Annotated in this window: 21 protein-coding genes, 1 tRNA gene, 3 pseudogenes and 1 CRISPR repeat array; of the genes and pseudogenes, 19 read left to right on the top strand and 6 right to left on the bottom strand. The window is 50.2% G+C overall.

Annotation, left to right across the window (positions count from 1 at the left end):
- Positions 1-2: 2 nt before the first annotated feature.
- The 5 genes from K3767_RS10035 to cas6 are packed head-to-tail and all read left to right on the top strand — an operon-like array spanning position 3 to position 4,114.
- Positions 3-1,697: a proline--tRNA ligase gene (locus K3767_RS10035; protein ID WP_221173446.1), complete on the top strand. Its 1,695-nt coding sequence runs from the start codon at positions 3-5 to the stop codon at positions 1,695-1,697.
- Positions 1,694-2,014: a DsrE family protein gene (locus tag K3767_RS10030; RefSeq protein WP_221173445.1), complete on the top strand. Its 321-nt coding sequence runs from the start codon at positions 1,694-1,696 to the stop codon at positions 2,012-2,014. The genes K3767_RS10035 and K3767_RS10030 overlap by 4 nt, the downstream gene beginning before the upstream one ends.
- A 1-nt stretch (position 2,015) precedes the next feature.
- The gene (locus K3767_RS10025) at positions 2,016-2,690 is read left to right on the top strand and encodes a DUF1614 domain-containing protein (protein ID WP_221173444.1); all 675 of its coding nucleotides are present in this window, start codon (positions 2,016-2,018) and stop codon (positions 2,688-2,690) included.
- A 14-nt stretch (positions 2,691-2,704) separates the two neighbouring features.
- Positions 2,705-3,280, top strand: a complete 576-nt coding sequence (locus K3767_RS10020) for a class I SAM-dependent methyltransferase (protein ID WP_221173443.1) — start codon at positions 2,705-2,707, stop codon at positions 3,278-3,280.
- Between the two features lie 42 nt (positions 3,281-3,322).
- Positions 3,323-4,114, top strand: coding sequence for a CRISPR-associated endoribonuclease Cas6 (gene cas6 / locus K3767_RS10015; protein WP_221173442.1), 792 nt, complete (start codon positions 3,323-3,325; stop codon positions 4,112-4,114).
- Between the two features lie 3 nt (positions 4,115-4,117).
- On the opposite strand, the gene K3767_RS10010 is transcribed toward cas6, so the two are convergent.
- Both K3767_RS10010 and K3767_RS10005 read right to left on the bottom strand, forming a co-directional pair.
- On the bottom strand, positions 4,118-4,381 hold the full coding sequence (locus tag K3767_RS10010; RefSeq protein WP_221173441.1) for a type II toxin-antitoxin system RelE/ParE family toxin: 264 nt from the start codon (positions 4,379-4,381) through the stop codon (positions 4,118-4,120).
- Positions 4,381-4,581, bottom strand: coding sequence for a hypothetical protein (locus tag K3767_RS10005; RefSeq protein WP_221173440.1), 201 nt, complete (start codon positions 4,579-4,581; stop codon positions 4,381-4,383). Before K3767_RS10005 ends, K3767_RS10010 begins: the two co-directional genes overlap by 1 nt.
- A gap of 129 nt (positions 4,582-4,710) precedes the next feature.
- Between K3767_RS10005 and K3767_RS12310 the strand changes: the two are divergent.
- Positions 4,711-4,755 (top strand): annotated as a pseudogene (locus K3767_RS12310) (hypothetical protein); the annotation flags it as partial.
- Entirely contained in the window at positions 4,748-5,020 is a 273-nt protein-coding gene (locus K3767_RS12305; protein WP_370630460.1) for a DUF4143 domain-containing protein, read from the top strand. The pseudogene K3767_RS12310 and the gene K3767_RS12305, both read left to right, overlap by 8 nt.
- On the opposite strand, the gene K3767_RS09995 is transcribed toward K3767_RS12305, so the two are convergent.
- Positions 5,011-5,283 carry a cupin domain-containing protein gene (locus tag K3767_RS09995; RefSeq protein WP_221173438.1) on the bottom strand — a complete coding sequence of 91 codons (273 nt, stop codon included), beginning with the start codon at positions 5,281-5,283 and terminating at the stop codon, positions 5,011-5,013. The two genes, K3767_RS12305 and K3767_RS09995, sit on opposite strands and share 10 nt — an antisense overlap.
- 263 nt (positions 5,284-5,546) lie before the next feature.
- On the opposite strand from K3767_RS09995, the gene cas8a1 reads away from it, so the two are divergent.
- From cas8a1 to K3767_RS09925, 12 genes and pseudogenes are all read left to right on the top strand, one after another.
- Complete coding sequence (gene cas8a1, locus K3767_RS09990; RefSeq protein WP_221173437.1) at positions 5,547-7,160, top strand: type I-B CRISPR-associated protein Cas8b1/Cst1; 1,614 nt, start codon at positions 5,547-5,549, stop codon at positions 7,158-7,160.
- A gap of 1 nt (position 7,161) precedes the next feature.
- Positions 7,162-8,205 carry a type I-B CRISPR-associated protein Cas7/Cst2/DevR gene (cas7i, locus tag K3767_RS09985; protein WP_221173436.1) on the top strand — a complete coding sequence of 348 codons (1,044 nt, stop codon included), beginning with the start codon at positions 7,162-7,164 and terminating at the stop codon, positions 8,203-8,205.
- A gap of 4 nt (positions 8,206-8,209) precedes the next feature.
- Positions 8,210-8,902 carry a type I-B CRISPR-associated protein Cas5b gene (cas5b, locus tag K3767_RS09980; RefSeq protein WP_221173435.1) on the top strand — a complete coding sequence of 231 codons (693 nt, stop codon included), beginning with the start codon at positions 8,210-8,212 and terminating at the stop codon, positions 8,900-8,902.
- Positions 8,892-11,111 (top strand): CRISPR-associated helicase Cas3', encoded by a 2,220-nt coding sequence (cas3, locus tag K3767_RS09975; protein WP_221173434.1) that lies wholly within the window; start codon positions 8,892-8,894, stop codon positions 11,109-11,111. The genes cas5b and cas3 overlap by 11 nt, the downstream gene beginning before the upstream one ends.
- Complete coding sequence (cas4, locus tag K3767_RS09970; protein WP_255592405.1) at positions 11,111-11,605, top strand: CRISPR-associated protein Cas4; 495 nt, start codon at positions 11,111-11,113, stop codon at positions 11,603-11,605. The genes cas3 and cas4 overlap by 1 nt, the downstream gene beginning before the upstream one ends.
- A gap of 64 nt (positions 11,606-11,669) precedes the next feature.
- Positions 11,670-11,888, top strand: a complete 219-nt coding sequence (locus tag K3767_RS09965) for a CopG family ribbon-helix-helix protein (protein WP_221173432.1) — start codon at positions 11,670-11,672, stop codon at positions 11,886-11,888.
- Positions 11,885-12,286, top strand: coding sequence for a putative toxin-antitoxin system toxin component, PIN family (locus K3767_RS09960; protein ID WP_221173431.1), 402 nt, complete (start codon positions 11,885-11,887; stop codon positions 12,284-12,286). The genes K3767_RS09965 and K3767_RS09960 overlap by 4 nt, the downstream gene beginning before the upstream one ends.
- 35 nt (positions 12,287-12,321) lie before the next feature.
- Entirely contained in the window at positions 12,322-12,672 is a 351-nt protein-coding gene (locus K3767_RS09955) for a nucleotidyltransferase family protein (RefSeq protein WP_221173430.1), read from the top strand.
- A pseudogene (locus K3767_RS12140) lies at positions 12,641-13,030 on the top strand (nucleotidyltransferase substrate binding protein). The gene K3767_RS09955 and the pseudogene K3767_RS12140 overlap by 32 nt, the downstream one beginning before the upstream one ends.
- A gap of 1 nt (position 13,031) precedes the next feature.
- A pseudogene (gene cas1b / locus K3767_RS12300) lies at positions 13,032-14,025 on the top strand (type I-B CRISPR-associated endonuclease Cas1b).
- Positions 14,026-14,262: 237 nt separating this feature from the next.
- Entirely contained in the window at positions 14,263-14,529 is a 267-nt protein-coding gene (gene cas2 / locus K3767_RS09930; RefSeq protein WP_221173425.1) for a CRISPR-associated endonuclease Cas2, read from the top strand.
- A gap of 287 nt (positions 14,530-14,816) precedes the next feature.
- Positions 14,817-17,386: a CRISPR direct-repeat array (repeat unit 30 nt; unit sequence GTTTCGAGCCTACCTATGAGGAATGGAAAC).
- Between the two features lie 16 nt (positions 17,387-17,402).
- On the top strand, positions 17,403-17,861 hold the full coding sequence (locus tag K3767_RS09925) for a hypothetical protein (RefSeq protein ID WP_221173424.1): 459 nt from the start codon (positions 17,403-17,405) through the stop codon (positions 17,859-17,861).
- 706 nt (positions 17,862-18,567) lie between these two features.
- Here K3767_RS09925 and K3767_RS09920 read toward each other — a convergent pair.
- The 3 genes from K3767_RS09920 to K3767_RS09910 form a co-directional block, all read right to left on the bottom strand.
- Positions 18,568-18,662 (bottom strand) — tRNA-Ser (locus K3767_RS09920).
- A 58-nt stretch (positions 18,663-18,720) separates the two neighbouring features.
- Entirely contained in the window at positions 18,721-19,248 is a 528-nt protein-coding gene (gene cobO / locus K3767_RS09915) for a cob(I)yrinic acid a,c-diamide adenosyltransferase (protein ID WP_221173423.1), read from the bottom strand.
- Positions 19,245-20,891, bottom strand: a complete 1,647-nt coding sequence (locus tag K3767_RS09910; RefSeq protein ID WP_221173422.1) for an NAD+ synthase — start codon at positions 20,889-20,891, stop codon at positions 19,245-19,247. Before K3767_RS09910 ends, cobO begins: the two co-directional genes overlap by 4 nt.
- Between the last annotated feature and the right edge of the window lie 32 nt (positions 20,892-20,923).

Genomic DNA, 20,923 nt, shown 5'->3' with positions numbered 1-20,923 from the left:
CCATGCGTCTTTCCCGATACTTTCTCCCCACCCTTCGGGAGGACCCGGCCGAAGCCGAGGTGGTGAGCCACAAACTCATGTTGCGGGCCGGGATGATCCGCAAGCTGGCCTCGGGCATCTATTCCTATCTTCCCCTGGGGCTCCGGGCCCTGCGCAAGGTGGAAAACATCGTGCGGGAGGAGATGAACCGGGCCGGGGCCCAGGAGGTTCTTCTTCCCCTGGTTCAGCCGGCGGAGCTGTGGCAGGAGACCGGGCGCTGGAAGGACTACGGAAAGGAATTGCTGAGGTTCAGGGATCGCAAGAAACACGACTTCTGCCTGGGTCCCACCCACGAGGAGGTGATCACCGATCTCGTGCGGCGGGAGGTGCGCTCCTATCGCGACCTCCCGCTCATCCTTTATCAGATTGCCCCCAAGTTTAGGGACGAGATTCGCCCCCGTTTCGGGATCATGCGGGCCCGGGAATTCATCATGAAGGACGCCTACAGCTTCGATGCGGACGAGGAGGGCCTCGATCGGAGCTATGCCAGGATGTACGAGGCCTACGAGCGCATCTTCACCCGCTGCGGGCTGAGGTTTCGGGCCGTGCTGGCCGACACCGGGGCCATCGGCGGCAGTGAATCCCACGAGTTCATGGTGCTCGCCGAAACCGGAGAGGATCGTCTGGCCATCTGCGAGGCCTGCGGCTACGCCGCCAATGTGGAACTGGCCGAGGGCCGATCCCGGTTTACCTACCCCGACGAGGAGGAACGCCCCCTGGAGAAGGTGTCCACCCCGGGGGTAAAGAGCGTGGAGGAGGTGGCGGCCTTTCTGGGAGTGCCTCCCTCCAGGCTGGTCAAGACCCTTCTTTTCAAGGCCGAGGGGCAGGTGGTGGCGGTGCTCATCCGGGGGGATCTCGAGCTGAACGAGGTGAAATTGCGCAACCTTCTGGGGGTGGCGGAGGTGGAAATGGCCGATCCCGAAACGGTGGAAAGACTCACCGGTGCCCCGGTGGGATTCGCCGGTCCGGTGGGCCTTTCCGGGGTGAGGATCCTGGCGGATCTTTCCGTAAAAGGGCTCCGGAACTTCGTAACCGGGGCCAACGAGGCCGACGCCCATTATGTAAATGTGAACTACGGTCGGGATTTCCCCGAGCCCGAATTTCACGATCTTCGGGTGGTGACCGAGGGGGATCCCTGTCCCCGCTGCGGGCGTCCGCTTTCCATCACCAGGGGCATTGAGGTGGGGCATGTCTTCAAGCTCGGCACCAAGTACAGCTCGGCCATGCGGGCCACCTTTCTGGATCGGGAGGGGCGTGAGCGTCCCATCATTATGGGTTGCTACGGAATAGGGATAGGGCGCACGGTGGCTGCGGCTATAGAGCAGAATCACGACGAGGCCGGCATCATCTTTCCCCGGGAGATCGCGCCCTTTGAGGCCGTAATCCTTACCCTGGGGCCGGAGTCCGACCTTATGGAGGCCTCGGAGAGGATCTATCGGGAGCTTTCCGGAGCCGGGGTGGAGGTTCTCTGGGACGACCGCGACGAGCGCCCCGGGGTCAAGTTCAAGGACGCCGATCTCATAGGGATCCCCTATCAGATCATCGTGGGGCGCCGGTTCCGGGAGACCGGAGAGGTGGAACTGAAGGAAAGGGCCACCGGGCGCAGGGAAAACCTGTCTCCCGAAACCCTGGCCCGTAAACTCGCGGAGGGGAAATGACACTCTTCGTGCTGGAACATCCGGAATCCTGGGAAAGATTTGTCAGGGTAGTGGAAACTCTTCCCCGAGATAAATCCGATCTAGCGGTCCTGATCCGTGGAGGAGGGGTGACCCGCTGTCTCCGTTGCGAACCCGGGCTTTTCCCGCATTTCAGGCAGTTCGTGCTTGACGGAGGCCGGGCCTTTGTCTGCGTTCGTTCCCTCAGGGATTTCGGCCTTCCGGAAACGCGTCCCCCGGATCTCTTCGAGCGGGTTCCCGACGGGGAAGAGCTCATAAGAGAGTATTCCGCCCGGGGATATACCGTGGAGAGGCTGTAGAATGCTCATCTTCAGTCCCTTTGCCCTTCTTTTCGTGCTTCTTCTATTTTTCGTCCTGGGGTTTCTTTTCGTTTTCATCCATGTGGGCCTCATAACCATAGCCGCCGGGAAGATCGGTCTTACTCCGAATCAGGTCTTTCTCTTTTTGTTGGCCTCTCTCCTGGGAAGTCATGTCAACCTTCCTTTAACCCGGGTGCGTCGCGAGGCGGACCCCCTGGAGGAAACGCTGGTTCGGTTTTTCGGGGTGCCGTATGTGGTTCCGCGTTTGTCCGAGGAGGCCTACACGGTGATCGCCCTCAATGTGGGCGGTGGTCTCATTCCGGTCCTTCTTTCCCTCTACCTGTGGGTGAAAAACGGGCTCTTCCTGGCCCCTCTGCTGGGCACGATCCTTTTGAGCTATGTGTGCTATCGTCTGGCCCGGCCCGTGCCGGGGGTGGGCATCGCCGTTCCTTTTCTTATTCCTCCCCTGGTGGCCGCTCTCTTTGCGATTCTGGCCGCTCCCCACAAGGCCCCGGCGGTGGCCTACATATCCGGCACGCTGGGAACCCTTATCGGGGCCGACCTCCTGCACCTTCGCGACATCCCGAGGTTGAGGACCCCGGTGGCCTCCATCGGCGGCGCCGGCACCTTCGACGGCATCTTCCTTACCGGCATCGTGGCCGTGCTTCTGGCCTGAGAGGAGGATTTCGCATGGCCCACAAGTTCGATCCCCGCAACATCGAAAAGCTCGAGGATCCCTCGCGTCTCGAGCTGTTTGCCCCCGAGGAGACTCTCCGAAGACTGGGACTGGCCCGGGGGCAGGTGGCCCTGGATGTGGGCACCGGCACCGGTTTTTACCTTCCCTATCTTTCCGCCCTGGTGGGGCCGGAGGGGTGGGTGTACGGGGTGGATGTTCAGGAAAAGATGCTGGAGGTGGCCCGAAGGAAGATCCTGGACAAAGGCCTCACGAATGTGGAGCTCGTTCACTCCGAGGAAAACCGCATCCCTCTGCCGGACCGGGTGGCGGACTTCGTCTTTCTGGCCTTCACCTTTCACGAGCTCCGGGAACCGCTTCGGTTCCTGCGGGAACTGCGGAGAGTAGCCCGGCCCTCGGCGGCTCTGGGTCTCATCGACTGGAAGAAAAAAGAAAGGGATAAAGGTCCTCCTCCCGAGGAGGTCTACGCGGAAGAGGAGGTGCTGCGTTTCCTGAAAGAGGGGGGTCTGGAGGTCGAAGAGGTGTTCGATCTGGGGCCTTACTGCTTCGCCGTAAGGGGCCGTTTCCCCTGACCCACGGGTCCGGAATCCCTCCTTGATCCGGGGTGTTCGGGAATGCGTATAAAGCTCTCTCTTGAGCCGAAAGAAAAAACGCTTATCCTCCCCGTCCACTACAACCACCTGATTCAGGGCATGATTTACCGGAATCTGGATCAGGCCCTGGCCCAGAAGGTTCACGAGGAGGGTTTCCTTTACGGTAAGCGGCGTTTCAAACTCTTTACCTTTTCCCGCCTTCTTTCCCGAAAGCCGCAATATCTTCCTGAAAGACAGGAGCTGGCCCTTAAGGCCCCGATCCATCTCTGGATAGGGGCCGTGGAGGTGAGGCTTCTCGAATCTCTGGCCTCCCATTTAGTCAGGCGGGGAGAAATAAGGCTCGGAGAAAGGACTTGCTACCTTTCGGCCATTGAGGTGGAGATGCCTCCGGAGGTTTCCGGGCCGGTGAGGGTGCGAACCCTCTCCCCCGTTACGGTCCACCGCACCTTCGGGAGATACACCCGCTACTACCATCCCGAGGAGCCGGAGTTCGAGGAATTGATCCTTGCCAATCTTCAACGCAAGGCCCTGGCCTTCTACGGAGCCGATGTGAATAACTCCGTCCTTGAGGAGGCCTACATAAAACCGCTGGTCCTCAAAAAAGAGGTGATTACCTGGTTCAAACCTTACCGTAAACTTTCCGAGACGCGCTCCCCCTCTGAAAACTCATCCGGAAAAGGCACCCTCATCAAAGGCTGGGACGGAGTGTTTGAGCTTTACCTCCCCGAACCATACTTTTCCCTGGCCTATAACGCCGGTCTCGGCGACCGCAACAGCCAGGGCTTCGGCATGGTGGCCCTCCTCGATTTTTGACTTTCAGCCTCTTTTGTAAATGTCCCCTCTGGGACCAATGTAGTCCACATAAATGGTGCGAGCTTTCCGATCTAACCAGAAGATCACTCTGAAACTGCCGATCCTTAAACGATAGTAGCCCCGCCACTCACCTACCATCGCTTTAACTCCTGACTGGAAAGGATTATGACCTAAATCCTGAAGAGCTTTTTTGAGGCGTTCTTTTTGATCCTTAGGAAGACGCTTAAGGTAAGAGGCCGCTCGCTTGTGAACTACAACCTTGAACACTAAATCTCCTCAAGAGGAATGTAAGCCTCTGCATTACCGGCTTCCCGGTCTCGCCGGGCTTCCCTGAGGACTTCCCTGACCTCCTCATCAAGGTCCAGCCCCAGAATTTCTTCAATCTCCTGGAAGACCTCCCAGGGAAGAATAACCTCCACCGGTTTCCCACTTTCGTCATAGACCACTTTTTTGGGGATGGAAAACATAACTCGACTCCTTTGGCTTTTGTTTATTAGTTTCCCGAATCAGGAAACCACCGTCAAGGCTCCTCCCAGAAATCCCCCTCGGACCGGAGCTCTGCTTCTCCTCCGACCTATAACGCCGGTCTCGGCGACCGCAACAGCCAGGGCTTCGGCATGGTGGCCCTCCTCGATTTTTGACAAACGCCATCAGGAAGAGGAACCCCCGCTTTACTTCTGGCGTGATCGGACCGGCCACGAGGTGGACTTCGTGATGGATTTAGGCATGAAGCTCGTGCCGGTTGAGGCCAAATTTTCGGAAACCGTAACCCGGGATCAGTTTCGGAATCTTTTCTATTACATGGGAGTGGCCGGCCCTCGAGCCGACCGCGGTCTTCTCATCTATGCGGGCGAGAAGGCCTTTGAGCGCGAGGGGATTGCCGTACGCCTCTGGTTTTACCTGTAATGTTTGCGAATGGGCTTTAGCACCCGCCACACGCAGCGGACGCCCTTTCTGAAGGTCACGAGGTCCCCTTTCCCGAAGCGCACCCTGGTGCCGTCGTCAAGCTCCACCTCCACCTCGCCCTCCACCACATAGAAGGTCTCGTCCTCCGGGTAATACCAGTCGAACTCACTTACCTCCTTCTCCCAGGTTGGCCAGCTGAAGACCCCGAGTTTTTCAAGCTCCTCCGGCGTGGGTTTCCTGATGGTGACCTTTTCCGTGCTCATACCCACCTCCTCGAGATTACTTAAAATTTACCATATTTGACCCCCCATCCAAGATTTGCTATAAGCTGATTTTAAGGGGGGATAATGTGATCCAGGCCCTCATCGCTATCGGCCGTACCCTTCGCGACCGCTATCCCATGCCGTTGGTGGAGGAAGCATGGGAGAGAGGGTAGTTGTAGATCTCTCCAGGCCTACTGGCAATTTTTGGATAGACAATGGCCTGGTAGTTCTTTATCGCCTTTTCGGGGCCGGGGAGTTTGATTGTGAGGAAGTTTTACTACACTGGTAATCCCTTCCTTGATGCCTCTTTAGCGGCCATCTTGGCTATTACGGACAAGGATTCTCCAGAGGCGATTACTTCAGATGATCTTGAGAAAGCTTTAGCTAATTTGAAACATATTCTGCTTTCTCCTCAGGCTTTAGGTAAACGTGGTAAAAAGAGCTTTACTAGAGGAGCCTTAAGGCAGATTTTTCCCAATTCTCCTCTGGCCAATCCTTCTCCTCATATAAAAAATCCAGAAGAAGTTTACAAGAATCTTCTCGAAAGAACCATGGAAAAAATTCGGAATTTTCAGGAAGGGGATAAACTTTGTCCGGTATGTGGACGAAACTACTTAGAAGGAGAGACGCGGGTAAGAGCAGACAAATTTCCTCTTTTAAGAGGTTTAGCCAATTTTTACCCTTTTCTTTCCGATGGAATGGAAATTTGTCCTTTCTGTTTTATAGCCATTCAATTTTTCCCTATGAGTGTTCTCAAAGGGGTGGGGTATTTCTGGTTCTTTCATACGCAAAACATAAAGTTGGCCAAAGCCGTATCCCGAATTTTCGGCTGGAGGCATTTTGAGACTCTCATAGCCGCAAATTCCTCTTTGGGATTTTACGGAGAGTGGGAAAGTCTTACCGAATCCGGAACTGTGTTGAATCTTTTCTACAAGTTATTAAAGGATCTTTCCGAATATGAGAAAGAAATTTTTGATTCCCCTCATCCCGTTATAGTTTATCTTTTCACTAACGATAATCGTACGGCTTTCGTAAAACATTTAATTATCCCCAACGAAGTCTTAATTTTTCTAGGTAAGCTTCGTTACAGAGATAAGGAGGCCTTTGAGAGATTTTTCAAAGAATTGCTTCTGATCCCTTCTGGACTCCAAGGGCAAAAACTTAAGGCCCGAAGAAAATACGTCTCTAGGGCGGCCCGGGCTATCATAGAAAAACGCTCCATTTTATCTTATGCCTTGGATGATGCAGAGGAATATTTACGGGGTGGCTGGAAAGCCCATCAATTGTATTTAACGGAGGTCCGAAAAATGCCAGCCTGGAAGTTAGGAATTCTTGAAAGACTGGGCCTTAAGATTTTTTCTTCGGCGGATCAAAAGAAGTGGTTAACCCGGCTTAAAACGGCTTCTTATGCCGAATTAGGCCATATATTTTCAGACTTTGTGCAAAACGGCTGGCTTAAAGCGCAAGAACTATATCTGCTTTCTCCTCCAGGTGAAGAGTTCTTTCTTTTTGAGGCTCGGGATATCCTTCTAGCCATTCTTTACGAAAACCAGCATCTGGCACGAGAAGGAAAATCGTGGCCTGGTCTTCTGGAAGAAAATCTCCCTGATCCAGACAAGTATTACCGAAGAATCGAGACTATAACCGAAGGAATCCTCAACCATCATCCCAACCCTGAGAGATTTCTCGGAGATTTAAGGAGTGTGAGAAAACCTCAAGGTATAAGAGGAGTTTATTTGAAGGGGATGGAACATGGAGCTCTTCGCTGGAAGGATTTCATTTTTCTGGCCCCTATAGAGGACACGGAAAGACTTTACTTAAACCGTGATTACCTTATGGCCTGTCTCACGGAAAGAATATCTCAAAAGGAGGTTTGAGATGGCCTATCCAGTAATTACTGGAGCAGTGCTTATTGAAGCTTTGGGGGCGGCCTTAAACATGGCCGGTCAGGATGAGGGAGGGAGAACCGGTAATGTTATTATGGTAAAACAACTGCGCATAGGGCGCAACCGTTATCCTTATGTTTCCGGTCAGGCCTGGCGGCGCTGGTGGCGAGAGGTGCTTTACGCTGATTTCGGCTGGGAACCCAGTCCCGTTACCAGAGAACAAAAAAGCGCTTATACCGAAGGAGACCCTATCGTTTATGCGGAAGATGATATCTTCGGCTATATGGCAGCCCGAAAACGCTCAAAAAAGAAAAACAGCTCTGAACAAAGTGGGACTTTCCGACGCGTCTCGCCACTTAAAAATAGTCTTCTTATTTCCGTTCTTCCCAATGTAATCACGGATGATTTCGGGCATTTTTCCCGTAATCTCAAAGAAGGGGAGGATTATATTCTCTTTGAGCATCAGCATTATACAGCCCCTCTTCAGGGAGTGTTTACCATTTCGCTTACCGATGTCGGACGTTTTGAAGTGGGAGAAATGAAAGATATTCCTGAGGAAAAAGTAGAAGCCTATAAAGAGAGACTTCGGGAGCTTTCTCCGAATATTTATACTTTACCACCGGAAGAAAAGGTAAAACGGGTTAAAGATGTGCTTGGGGCCCTGGCCAGGTTAAGACACGGAGCCCAGCTCGCCCGTCATCTTACCGATGTCTCTCCTGTGGTGATAATACTCGGTTTTCTGGACGGAGGAAATGCCCCTTTCCAGAATCTCTTTTCTACTCCTGAGGGAGAAACAGTTATTCTGGACCTTAAGCGGTTTGAGTCCGTGCTAAACGATTATGCTGAAAATCTACTTAAGGTAGAGGGTAAGGGAATCCCGGTTTTTATTGGTTTGCGGCCTTCGATCCTGGCCAATGAAGAAGAAATTAAAGAGTTTGCTGAAAATAACAAATTAGTCGAGCTATGTGGGACTCCCAAACAAGCTCTTCTTAAAGCTATGGAATATGTAGAAAAGATCTATAACATTCTGGATTAAAGAGATGCTTAAAGCTGTCCGGATTGTTCTTAAGAGTTATACGGCTTCGTTTCGGGTTCCCCATTTTCACGGTCGCCAGCTCTCCCTGGGGGTTCCTCCCTTTTCAACGGTATTCGGTTTGATTTCTGCAGCGGCCGGGCGCTGGGTTCTGCCCGAAAAAGATATCCCCTGGATAGGGTACCGCTTTTCCTATAAAGGACGAGGAGAGGATCTGGAGACTATCATATCTTATAAAGAAAAAGGCCCCCATTATGAAAAAGGGAAACTGGTCAAAAATGTGTTTTATCGGGAGTTTCTTTTTGATTGCGAGCTGGTTTTATATTTACCACGCGAGTGGGAAGATTATTTCCGTCGGCCACGGTTCCCTCTCCTTCTGGGACGTTCGCAGGATGTAGCCTATGTAGCCGAAATAAAAAATGTAGAACTTTTTCAGGCAGATAAGGGCAAGCTTCAAGGAATACTTTTGCCTTATAGGTATGTATTCTCCTGGGGAATTCCTGCCGTAATCTATAATCTTCCGGTAGCCTTTGAAGATTTTTCTCATCGAAAGATCCTTAATCTGCAAATAGTCGGCGTAGTGGAAAAAACTTTTCCACTAGAAAAACAGCCAAACGAATTACTTTATAAAGACCCCTTTTCAGATTTCTTGGTGCCCATCTATAAAGCCGAAGATTTGCTGGCTCGGGATGTCTCTTGAAATTCCTTTGGCCAAACCTCCAGAGACTGGCCTCACTTTAGAGGAACATTCCTGCCAGGTGGCCGAGTATCTTAGAGAGCTTCTGGAGGCTTATAGGAGCTGGTTAAAAGACCTACTCCCGGATGTGGACGCACTTATAGAGGAAATGCTCTGGGCGGCCAAAGTACATGATCTGGGTAAAGCCACCGAGGGATTTCAGAGGTTTTTATCTTCCAAGGTCCCATGGGGGTTCCGGCACGAGGTATTAAGCCTTGCTCTTCTCGGTCAGGAAACCTTTTCTGATCCTCAAAAATTCTATGCTCTTTCCGCAGTGCTTACGCATCATAAAAACATTGATGATGAGCATCTTTTGGCTTCTACCGGAGCCAACCGGGCCGCGTATTTCCTCAAGGAAATAAACAACAAGCAAAAACAGGTAGCCCAAGAAATAACACCTTATCTTGAATGGCTTAGAAAGTATCTAAAAGAGTTAAACCTCAACTGCCAGGCCCCCGATTTTAAAGAGGTAAAGAAGTTTCATGAATATCTCCTTAAGGAAACGGATAAATGTAAGGTTCTTGAGAAAAAGGGCTTAACATTAACTCTGGCCCGGGGAGCGTTAATGGCTGCAGATCACGCTACGAGTTTCGGCGTAAAGCACTTTTTAAAAGATTTACCCAAACCCAAATGTTCTTCTTTCCCCAGGCCTTTCCAGCTTAAGGCCGGTGAACATGAAGGCCATCTTATTCTGGAAGCCCCTACCGGAGCGGGAAAGACCGAAGCCGCCTTGCGCTGGCTTAACCGAAACCGGAAGGCCGGGGAACGCATTTTTTATCTTCTCCCCAATCGGGCCAGCATACATGCCATGTATCATACCTTAGCCGAAAAATATTTTGATCCCAAATATGTAGGCTTCCTTCATGCCAGGGCCCTGAATTATCTGTTTGAACTTTACGAAAGCGAAAATTATGAAGAAACGTATTTCAAAGCCAAACAGGAAAAAGATATCAATTTTCTTTTTTATAAACCCCTTAAGGTTCTTACACCTTATCAAATTCTCAAGTGGTTTTTCGGTATAAAACGTTTTGAAATAGGTTTCATGGAATTACTGGGCGGACTTTTTATTTTCGATGAAATTCATGCTTATGATCCTCATACTACCGCACTTATTATGGAAATTGTGTCTTTCCTTTCAGGCCTGGGAGGCCGTTTCCTTTTTATGAGCGCTACCATCCCGGATTTTATCCTTTCCGAAATTAAAAAGAGCCTTCCGGGGCCCCAGATTCACTTACATCTCGATCCCTGCGATTCGGTTGAAAAGAAAATCCTCTGTCAAGCACGCCACAGGGTATTTTTCAGGGAAACCCATCTTGAGGACCTTCTCGAAGAAATTGTGGGGATGAGTAAAAACCGCAGAGTGCTCGTGGTAGCCAACCGGGTAGATCAAGCCCAAGCTATTTATCAGACCTTAAGAGAAAAATTTGATTTGAAGAAAAATGAAATCGGGCTTCTTCACGGTCGGTTCACCTATGAAGATCGTAATCGCAAGGAACGAAAACTAATTGAAACTCTAAAGAAAAAGGAAAGCTCTCTTAGAATTCTCGTGGCCACTCAGGTGATAGAGGTCTCCTTAGATATTAGCTTTGAAGCCATGTTTACGGAAATAGCTCCGGTGGACGATCTGCTTCAACGCATGGGGCGGGTAAATCGGTATGGTAAATCGGAAGCTCCGGCGGAGGTTCACATTGCTACCTTTTATGAAAAGACCCCTTACGACCGGTTTTATCTGGAAAAAGCTCTTGAGAGTAAACCTGAAAATGGAAGCGAACTTAACGCAGAAAAAGCCTCCTTATGGCTTAAAAAGGCCTATGAAAGTGGTTTTTCGCCTAAAGATAGAGATACATACCGCCGAGCCCGAGAGAGCTTCAGAAGACTCGTGGAAGACCTGAAACCTCTGCGAGGTTGCTACGAAGAAAAATATTTTGATCTTTTTCGGATTTACGAAATTCTTCCTGTCTCTAAAAGTTCTCTTTTTGAAGAATATATTGACCGTGGTGAAATCTTAAAAGCCTTTCAGCTACTCGTGCCGGTGCCCGAACGCTTCTGGCATAAGCTCAAAAGAGACAATTTGCTTGAACCTTTCAAAAATCGGACTGTGCTTGCCCAAGTGAAATATGACCCGGAATTGGGACTTCTTTCCGACCCAGAATTTACCGGGAGTTTTTTGTGATGTGGTCTTCCCGAATCAACGGAACCATCTTTTATGCCTATCAGGTGTGTCCGCGGGAGGCCTGGTTTTACTACCACCGGCTAAATCCCGATAAGGAACATCCCCTTCTTGACCTGGGGCGTCTGGTGCACGAAACCTCTTACACTCGGGCCCGCAAAGAAATTTTTGTAGATCGTCTTCTAAAAATAGACCTTTTTCGTGGAGAGCTGGTGGCAGAAATCAAACGCTCTCAGCGACACAAGGAGGCCGCAAGACTTCAACTGGCCTTCTACCTCTACTATCTCAAAAATGAAAAGGGACTCGAAATGGAAGGAGTAATCCTCTTTCCCAGAGAGCGCCGAAGCGAACGCCTAAAACTTACTCTGGAACTTGAAAACCGGATAAGGAAGCTCCTGCAGGAAATGCAAGAAACTTTCTCCAACTCCAAACCCCCACCCCTCCAACGCTGTCGCTGGTGCCGCTCCTGTGCCTTTGAGGAGGTGTGCTGGGCGTAAAAAAACAGTAATTGCTTGATCCAGGATCGTATGTGATGTATTAAATTGTAGTGGAGGTAATAAAATGAGAGCGGTTTTGTCTATAAGCCTTCCCGAAAAATTGGCCAGAGAATTAGATGCTTTTGCCAGAGAAACCGGTCGCAATAAAAGCGACATCGTGCGGGAGTCCCTGCGCCTTTATCTCTGGGAAACCCGTTTTAGGCGACTTAAAAGAGAACTAAGGCCTCTAGCGAAAAAAGCCGGCTTAATGACCGAGGAAGATGTTTTTGAGCGGATTTCATGAGAGTGGTCTTCAATACCAATGTTTTGGTGGCGGCTTTTCTCACGGAAGGGTTGTGTTCGGTGCTCCTCGCTCGTGCCCGTCGAAAAGAATTTAACCTTTTCGTTTGTCCGAAAATTTTGGAAGAATTTGAAAGGATCTTGTCAGAAAAAATAAAAGTTCCGCAAGCCCTGATTAAAGAAGCTTTAAAAATGATATTGGAAGTCTCTGAGGTAATACAACCCACCAGAACCATTCAGGGAGTTTGCCGCGATGAAGATGATAACCAGATTCTAGCTTGTGCTCTTTCCGCCGGAGCAGATTATCTTGTGACCGGAGATAAAGATCTTTTGGAAATTGCTCATTTTGAAGAGCTGAAAATCATCTCTCCCCGAGAATTTGAGGCTTTCTTTGAAGACTAAACACCGATAGTGCAATCCTCTTCCTTTGAGGAGGTGTGCTGGGCGTGAATCTGGTAAAATTGCAACTGATGCAGGACAAAGACCAAGAAAAATTAAAAAATATTATCTCTTTTTTGGTAAAAAAACTGCACCCTGAGCGTATTATTCTTTTCGGTTCCAGGGCGAGAGGCAGCCACCGGCCGGGCTCGGATTTTGATCTTGCCGTTGAAGGTGGCCAAAAACTCGATTTCCGAGCCCGCCGAAAGTTAAAAGAGGAACTGGAAGGCTTCCTGGGCCTTCATTCCCTGGATTTAATTTTTCTGGATGAAGTTTCTCCGGAATTCCGTCAAATAATTCGCAAAGGAGTAATAGTGTATGAAAAAAACCGAAGTATATCTGGCTCTTGAGCGTCTTAAGGAAGCCGCGAGCAGACTCGAAGAAGCTCTTCCCAGAGTGAAAGACGATCTGGATCGGGATGGGGTTATTCAGCGTTTTGAGTTCACCTTTGAACTCTTCTGGAAAACATTGAAATTTATCCTGGAGTATCAGGGGATTTCCTGCACAAGTCCTCGGCAATGTCTTAAAGAAGCTTTCAAAATGGGCCTGATTTAAGATGATGAGGTTTTTCTGGACATGCTTTCGGATCGCAACCTTTCCTCCCATGTATATGAAGAAAAAACAGCCGAAGAAATTTACGAACGAATAAAAAAGGTTTACTCACGCGTTCTGAAAGAGACCATCCGAAAACTGGAGGAAAAACTTTGAAGTGAAAAGACCCATCTACATCTTCACCGACGGGGAAATTAAGCGGGAGTGCAACACCCTGGTCTTTCTCCGCGAGGGGAAGAAGACCGCCCTTCCGGTGGAGACCATATCCGAAATCTTCGTCTTTTCTGAAATTACTCTTAACAAGCGGTTTCTTGAGTTCCTAACGCAAAAGCACATTCCGGTGCACTTCTTTAACCGATATGGTTACTATGTGGGCACTTACTATCCCCGGGAATACATGAATTCCGGGCTTATGACCCTGCGCCAGGCCGAACATTATCTCCATGACGAGTGGCGGCTGGGGCTGGCCCGGGCCTTCGTCTACGGAGCCATGGGTAACATGCTCTTTAACCTCAGGGTCTACGGCTCGCGGGGGGAAACCGGTATCCGAACAAATCACCGGGATAGAAGAAGTGATGGCAGGGCTTAACGCCGCGCAAAGCCCGGCGGAGCTTATGGCTTTAGAAGGCCGTGCCCGCGAGATCTATTACTCCGCCTTTGACGCCATTCTCGAAAATTCCGACTTTCGTTTCGAGCGCCGCAGCCGAAGGCCTCCGGAAAACCGCTTAAACGCCCTCATCTCCTTCGGAAACTCCCTTCTTTATGTAACGGCCCTCTCTGAGATCTACCGCACCCATCTTGACCCCCGCATAGGGTTTCTCCACGAGACCAACGAGCGGAGTTTTTCCCTGAACCTTGACCTTGCCGAGGTCTTTAAACCCCTCATCGTGGACCGGGTGATCTTCGCCCTGGTGAACCGCCGTGAAATCAAGGCCGAGGACTTCCGAGAGGAGTTAGGCGGTATATATCTTAAGGAACGAGGCCTGAAACGCTTTCTTGAGGCCTATGACGCCCGCCTTTCCGAGACCGTGATGCACAAGGGCCTCAAACGCAAAGTCTCCTACCGGCGCCTGATTCGTCTTGAGTGTTACAAGCTCTACAAACACTTCCTCGGCGAGGAGGTCTATTTTCCCTATGTGAGGACGCGGTAGATCTGGGATTAATCTTCTCCACGGGTGAGGTTCAAAATTTCGTCCGTAGAAAGCTTGACTGTGCCACGGCCCCGCATGTGTTTTATAAGAAGTTTACCCCTTCCGGAAAGGATTTTCTTTTTGAAAAAATTTATATCCTCTTTTTTGAGGGAAGATTTGTTTCGTTTCCCGCTCATAGTAATATCAATTTATCAAAAATCCTAAAAATTTAAAGAAAATTTTCAGGAGGCCTCTGGGATGTTTGTAATACTGGTCTATGATGCCGGAGTTAAGCGGGTTCAGAAGTTTCACAAGATCTGTCGCAAATACCTCAACTGGGTTCAGCTTTCGGTCTTTGAGGGAGAGTTGAGTCTGGCCCAGCTTGAGCGGTTGCTGGCAGAGCTCAGGGAGGTAATGAACTCCGAGGAGGACTCGGTGATCGTTTATACCTTTCGCACCCGGCGGTATTTTCTGCGTCGCCTCCTAGGCCGCAAGAAACAGGATCCGGAAAAACGGTTTCTATGAATTAATACCTACCAATCTTCGTCATTTTTGTATTTTTCTATTTCATACATGTATTCAGGTACCCCCTAAAGCTAATTTCTCGATAACAGGATGTTATTTTTAGTCATACTATTCAGCTCTAAAAATACTAGCCTTCTTGCCGCCGGACGAAAGGACTTTTTTGCTCTATTGGAGGTTTAGCGGCCTTTATTCCCGCTTGAATCCCTCGTTCTTTATTTTAGCCCCCCTTCAAACCCTTTATTTTCCAAATTCTTTATGGTAAATATGTACCGAGTAGTTTTAGAGGGGTTTCGAGCCTACCTATGAGGAATGGAAACACGGGCCCCGTCGTCATCCCAGGAAGTCTTCGGATCAGTTTCGAGCCTACCTATGAGGAATGGAAACGCTTTAGATGGTCAGGGGCAAGATGGGCGTATATCAGTTTCGAGCCTACCTATGAGGAATGGAAACAGGCTCTTGAAGCCATGCAAAAGGCGGCTGACCAGCTCGTTTCGAGCCTACCTATGAGGAATGGAAACCCGGAAGATTCGTTCTTCTTCCCCTGGTACTCCACCGTCTTGTTTCGAGCCTACCTATGAGGAATGGAAACGTGGCAGGCCTACATCGCCCAGAATCCCATGGACGCCGAGTTTCGAGCCTACCTATGAGGAATGGAAACAACTCCAGGGCCGTGAGACACTGCTCAAGCAGCGTGGGTTTCGAGCCTACCTATGAGGAATGGAAACTCGAGTAAAATAATCAAGATGGCGCTTAACCTTACGAGTTTCGAGCCTACCTATGAGGAATGGAAACGCGAGAATGTGGGTCGTATTTCTTTGCCGAAGGACCCGTTTCGAGCCTACCTATGAGGAATGGAAACGATTATTAATCATCTGAGACCGAGAAACCCCCATGCGCGTTTCGAGCCTACCTATGAGGAATGGAAACAAATCCTGCGGTTTAAAAAATCCTCAAAACTCCTAAGTTTCGAGCCTACCTATGAGGAATGGAAACAAGCAGATATGCCAATGCCGGACGCCACGCTTGTTTCGAGCCTACCTATGAGGAATGGAAACGGATTTTGCGAATCGTACTGTTGATAATTTTACTGAGTTTCGAGCCTACCTATGAGGAATGGAAACGTTATCCTCGGCCTTCCCCATTTTTTCTGGGGGGCGAGGTTTCGAGCCTACCTATGAGGAATGGAAACGCGGAATTGGCGGTTTAATCGTATGCGGGTCCAGGTGGTTTCGAGCCTACCTATGAGGAATGGAAACAACTTTTACCCTGCCGACGCCCGGGAGTGGAAGCGTCGTTTCGAGCCTACCTATGAGGAATGGAAACTTCGATTGTTGCTTTATACTGCTTTCATGACGCTATTGTTTCGAGCCTACCTATGAGGAATGGAAACGTGTAATTGTAGGGGCTATTGCGTCTATTTGGGCGGTGTTTCGAGCCTACCTATGAGGAATGGAAACCACGAACAAACTCCTGAGCCTCCGGAGCACGAGACTTGTTTCGAGCCTACCTATGAGGAATGGAAACATGGCCGTCTCTATTTTTACCTTTCGGATGGTACTTGTTTCGAGCCTACCTATGAGGAATGGAAACCCTTCTCAATGGTTTTTTGCTTTCCCACCGTGTCCACAGTTTCGAGCCTACCTATGAGGAATGGAAACGACGCTCCAAGGCACGCCCCCAGAGTGCTAACGCATGTTTCGAGCCTACCTATGAGGAATGGAAACCGGGCTTGATGCCGCCGCCGTCAAGCTTGGAAAACCGTTTCGAGCCTACCTATGAGGAATGGAAACTTAGGCTCCCCCCCTCACTAAAATAAAGACAGAATAGTTTCGAGCCTACCTATGAGGAATGGAAACTTAATTCGACTTTGTCTTCTTCGAATATTCCTACTGGTTTCGAGCCTACCTATGAGGAATGGAAACTTCTCAAACGAAACTACCCTAATTATCTCAGGAACCCGTTTCGAGCCTACCTATGAGGAATGGAAACTAAGCTTCAAGAAGAACTTTAGCTAGGTCAGCATGGTTTCGAGCCTACCTATGAGGAATGGAAACCATCATAATGGCCATAATCGATATCAAGGATAAACCAGTTTCGAGCCTACCTATGAGGAATGGAAACTATGCACCAGATACAGTATAGTATTCCAAGTCTAGATGTTTCGAGCCTACCTATGAGGAATGGAAACATTTACGGGGACATTTGCTGCCTGGAGAGAGTTAATGTTTCGAGCCTACCTATGAGGAATGGAAACCCAGGAAAATGCCTTTTAAGGCATTTTTAAAAAACCGTTTCGAGCCTACCTATGAGGAATGGAAACAGCGTAAGTGGACTTTGCGTATTCACGAGGGAAAGCTGTTTCGAGCCTACCTATGAGGAATGGAAACCGTAGTTTTCAACCTGGGCGTTTTGTTTATAATAAGCGTTTCGAGCCTACCTATGAGGAATGGAAACTATCGACGACAATGTTAGAATTAGACTTGAGCAATTCGTTTCGAGCCTACCTATGAGGAATGGAAACTATCGACGACAATGTTAGAATTAGACTTGAGCAATTCGTTTCGAGCCTACCTATGAGGAATGGAAACCACGAACAAACTCCTGAGCCTCCGGAGCACGAGACTTGTTTCGAGCCTACCTATGAGGAATGGAAACATTTGATCGTCCCGTGCGGGCCCGTGGGGCCCGTGGCGTTTCGAGCCTACCTATGAGGAATGGAAACGGGAAAATGAAAAAGAAAAAGAAAAGGAAAATAAGAAGGGTTTCGAGCCTACCTATGAGGAATGGAAACTTTCCCATATTCGTCTTTGCATATCGAGGACATACTGTTTCGAGCCTACCTATGAGGAATGGAAACTTGAGAGAAGTTCCTTATGATTAGACGAGGAGATGCCTGGAAGCTTGTACAGAAAGAAGCCCGTCCAGGGGACTTGGTGATTTTTGATCCAGATTACATTCGGGAACAGGGACGTAAGGTAGCAGGGTATGAGGTTACTGCCGAAGACAAGGAGTTAAAAACTTTTCTTGAAAAATTTAATCGCATCGTTCTTCCCAAGTCGCAGGAAGGAGTTAAATTCATAGTTACGAACACTTGGGATGAAGATTTGGCGAGGGCTTTAAAAGAACGGGGATTTGAGATTTACAAAGTAAATAGGAGGAGCCATGGCAAGAACATTAAAAGTGAACTGGTCGCCACAAACTTTCGAAGAGCTTCGCAGACAATGGATACTGCCGATGCTTCTTTTGGTGTCGTCCGAGGATCTCAAGAGGCTAGAGCGAGATTTTCCGAACGGGGAGGACCAGACAAAAGTGCTGTTGATTATGGCCGTTGAGCCGAAGGAGAAGTGGCGGGAACTGGGGGTGCCGGAGTACATGATGAAGTACGAGATCGAGAAGGAAGACGAAGATTTGGCATCTTAGGCAAAAAACCACCGTTGCTTTTGTATTAGTACTAGATAGTTTTACGGAACATCGTATTTTGACCTGCTCCCCATTTTTCGAACCACCCGGGATGTTAGGATTTATAGAAATGACAACTCAAAATAATGCAGGTGAGTCATGAAAAAGTTTACTATCGATCAGATCCATCAGAATCCTGGCCGAGGCCGACACTCCGGGTAACTCCGTAGCCGCTATCGCAAGAAAATACAGGGTATCGCGAAACCATCCGGACGCTTCCGCAAAAAATACCGCGGATTTTCCTCAGCTTGGTCTTAGTCTTTGTCTTCGCTAGAAGCGAGGCTGGCGGCGGACCCCGAGAACGGAAGAAGCTTTTCCCATTGAGGTTGCCAGGGAGCCTTTAAAAAGATTTATGCCGGCATTATGGGCCACCGGAGGAGATAAGGCGGGACGATGGTCCTGAATTTCGCTTTAAGGAATTCCAGGAGGTAAAAGTTGTGTTTAAATAATCGCCGAAAACCGAAATTGAAAGTTTAAGAATAGTCCTTATTGCGAAACGCTCTCAATGTGGAGCCCTTGAGGCTGTAAGTCGTCCCCGGTATTGTCCCCAAAGTGTCCCCCACCGAGAAAAGCTGAATTTGGCGGAGGGGGAGGGATTCGAACCCTCGGTGCGGGGTTATGCCCCGCACATGCGGTTTCCAGCCGCACCCCTTCGACCACTCGGGCACCCCTCCGCTTTCATCCATTTTAACCTCGGTAATAACAAAATCAAGAATCCAACCTTCCACACCCTTACTTTTCGATTCCGAGACGGGCGGGAATCCCCCGTTCGTAATAATGTTTGAGTTTGCGCATCTCGGTGACCAGGTCGGCGAACTCTATTACCTCCTCGGGGGCATTGCGACCGGTGAGGACCACCTCCACCCCGGACGGTCGCTCCCTTAAGACCGAAACGACCTCCTCAGGGGAAAGGAGTTTCAGGGATAAAGCTACATTTATCTCATCGAGTACCACCAACTGGAACTCACCGCTTTTTATAATCTCCCGGGCCCAACGCCATCCCTCCGCCACGGCCCGACATACCGTCGCATCAGGGTGTCCTCTCACGAACCCCCCGGAGTGAAACTGATAAATGGAAAGCTGTGGCTCGAAACGTCTGAGGGTTCGAATTTCACTGTAGTCTCCCTTCTTTAAGAACTGCACCAGGGCCACCCGAAAACCGGCCCCCAGGGCCCGAACGATAAGGCCCAGAGCCGCGGTGGTCTTACCCTTCCCGTCTCCGGTGTAGACCTGTACGCAGCCCTGAAAATCTTTCTTCACCGCGGATCCTCCATGGGAAATCGGTGGGCAATGGGATACCGCCACCCGTATCCAAAGGCCTGGGGCGTGACCCGGAGGGCGGGAGGAAGCTGCCAGCGTTTGAACTCCGCTCGCCGCAGCCGTCCCACCACCTCCCGAACCACCTTTTCCGGAAATCCGCGCGAGACAATCTCCTCAGGAGAAAGTCCCTCCTCCACATAGGCTCGCACCACATTGTTCACCAGGTAATAAGGAGGAAGGTCATCCTCGTCCTTCTGAGCCGGGCGCAGTTCCGCCGAGGGTGGTTTGCGTAGAACCCGTTCCGGAATGATCACCCTCTCCCGGTTGATCTCAAGAGCCAGCTCGTAGACCAGATCCTTGGTTACATCCCCGAGGACCGAAAGGGCCCCGCAGGTATCACCGTAAAGGGTGCAGTACCCCACAGCCAGCTCGCTCTTATTGCCTGTATTTAGGACGAGATAACCGGGAAATTTATTGGAAAGAGCCATAAGAAGAAGACCACGCAACCGGGCCTGGAGATTCTCCTCGGCGAGTCCGGAGATTTCTTCCGAAAGGGCTGTAGAAAGCGTACGCTTGCATACGGAAAGAATTTCCTTTATAGGAATTCGTAGAGTGCGAATACCGAGATTACTGGCAAGGGCCCTGGCGTCCTCCTCGCTTTCCGGACTGTTATAAGGGGAGGGCATAAGCACTCCCAGGACCCTTTCCGGCGAAAGGGCCCGGACGGCAATCACCGCGGTGACCGAGGAGTCAATCCCTCCGGAAAGCCCCACAATAGCCCCCCGGGCCCCCACCTTGCGAAAGAAATCACGCACTCCGAGGATAAGGGCCTTGAGCAGGGACTCGGCCCGTCTTTCCGAGACCGGATGCACAATCCCCTCCCCGGTATCGAGATCATAAAAAACAAGGTCCTCCTCGAAATCTCGGGCGCGGGCCAGGACCCGTCCCTCCGGGGACACCACAAGACTTTGACCATCGAAAATGAGGTGATCCTGCGCTCCCACCTGATTCACATAAAAAAGGTGGGCTCCGAGCCGTCTGGCCTTGGTGGCAAGCAAACTCTCCCTTAAAGATCCCTTGCCCAAATGGAAGGGACTGGCGGAAATATTGAGCGCCGCCCGAATGGCTTTGGAGGCGAGCGCTTCTACCGGATCCTCCTCGTAAAGTTTGGGCACATAGCCGGGTTCGTTCCAAATGTCCTCGCAGATGGTAAAGCCCAGGCGTATGCCCCGAAACTCAAAAATTCCCGGAAGGTCTCCGGCCTTGAAGTAACGGGGTTCTTCGTAAATATCGTAGTAGGGAATGAGGGTTTTACGGTAGCGGTAAAGGATGCGTCCGTGTTCGATCAGCACAAGGGTATTGAAGAGCGGCCGGCCTAAGGCCTCGTTTTCCTCCGGATAGCCAACCACCACCGCGGGTTCCCCGATGGAGCGAACCAGCCTGGAAAGAGTTTCCTTTACGGCCCGCAGGAATTCACGCCTGTAGAGTAGATCTCGCGGTGGATACCCGCAGAGACAGAGCTCCGGAAAGAGTACCAGCCGGGCCCCGATCTCCCGGGCCTTCTCGTAAAATTCGAGGATCCTTTCCAGGTTTCCGGAAAGGTCACCGACGGTGGGATTGATCTGGGCAAGGGCAATCCTCATGCCCGAAAGACTATTACGCGCCCCGCAGCCGG

It is taken from the genome of Thermosulfurimonas sp. F29 (genome assembly GCF_019688735.1).
Lineage (GTDB): Bacteria > Desulfobacterota > Thermodesulfobacteria > Thermodesulfobacteriales > Thermodesulfobacteriaceae > Thermosulfurimonas_A.
This window is presented reverse-complemented; position numbering and strand designations above follow the sequence as displayed.

Coding starts and splice junctions, on each gene's coding strand:
- K3767_RS10035 (WP_221173446.1), top strand. CDS start 3: ATGCGTCTTTCCCGATACTTTCTCCCCACCCTTCGGGAGGACCCGGCC.
- K3767_RS10030 (WP_221173445.1), top strand. CDS start 1,694: ATGACACTCTTCGTGCTGGAACATCCGGAATCCTGGGAAAGATTTGTC.
- K3767_RS10025 (WP_221173444.1), top strand. CDS start 2,016: ATGCTCATCTTCAGTCCCTTTGCCCTTCTTTTCGTGCTTCTTCTATTT.
- K3767_RS10020 (WP_221173443.1), top strand. CDS start 2,705: ATGGCCCACAAGTTCGATCCCCGCAACATCGAAAAGCTCGAGGATCCC.
- cas6 (WP_221173442.1), top strand. CDS start 3,323: ATGCGTATAAAGCTCTCTCTTGAGCCGAAAGAAAAAACGCTTATCCTC.
- K3767_RS10005 (WP_221173440.1), bottom strand. CDS start 4,581: ATGTTTTCCATCCCCAAAAAAGTGGTCTATGACGAAAGTGGGAAACCG.
- K3767_RS09995 (WP_221173438.1), bottom strand. CDS start 5,283: ATGAGCACGGAAAAGGTCACCATCAGGAAACCCACGCCGGAGGAGCTT.
- cas7i (WP_221173436.1), top strand. CDS start 7,162: ATGGCCTATCCAGTAATTACTGGAGCAGTGCTTATTGAAGCTTTGGGG.
- cas5b (WP_221173435.1), top strand. CDS start 8,210: ATGCTTAAAGCTGTCCGGATTGTTCTTAAGAGTTATACGGCTTCGTTT.
- cas3 (WP_221173434.1), top strand. CDS start 8,892: ATGTCTCTTGAAATTCCTTTGGCCAAACCTCCAGAGACTGGCCTCACT.
- cas4 (WP_255592405.1), top strand. CDS start 11,111: ATGTGGTCTTCCCGAATCAACGGAACCATCTTTTATGCCTATCAGGTG.
- K3767_RS09965 (WP_221173432.1), top strand. CDS start 11,670: ATGAGAGCGGTTTTGTCTATAAGCCTTCCCGAAAAATTGGCCAGAGAA.
- K3767_RS09960 (WP_221173431.1), top strand. CDS start 11,885: ATGAGAGTGGTCTTCAATACCAATGTTTTGGTGGCGGCTTTTCTCACG.
- cas2 (WP_221173425.1), top strand. CDS start 14,263: ATGTTTGTAATACTGGTCTATGATGCCGGAGTTAAGCGGGTTCAGAAG.
- K3767_RS09925 (WP_221173424.1), top strand. CDS start 17,403: ATGATTAGACGAGGAGATGCCTGGAAGCTTGTACAGAAAGAAGCCCGT.
- K3767_RS09910 (WP_221173422.1), bottom strand. CDS start 20,891: ATGAGGATTGCCCTTGCCCAGATCAATCCCACCGTCGGTGACCTTTCC.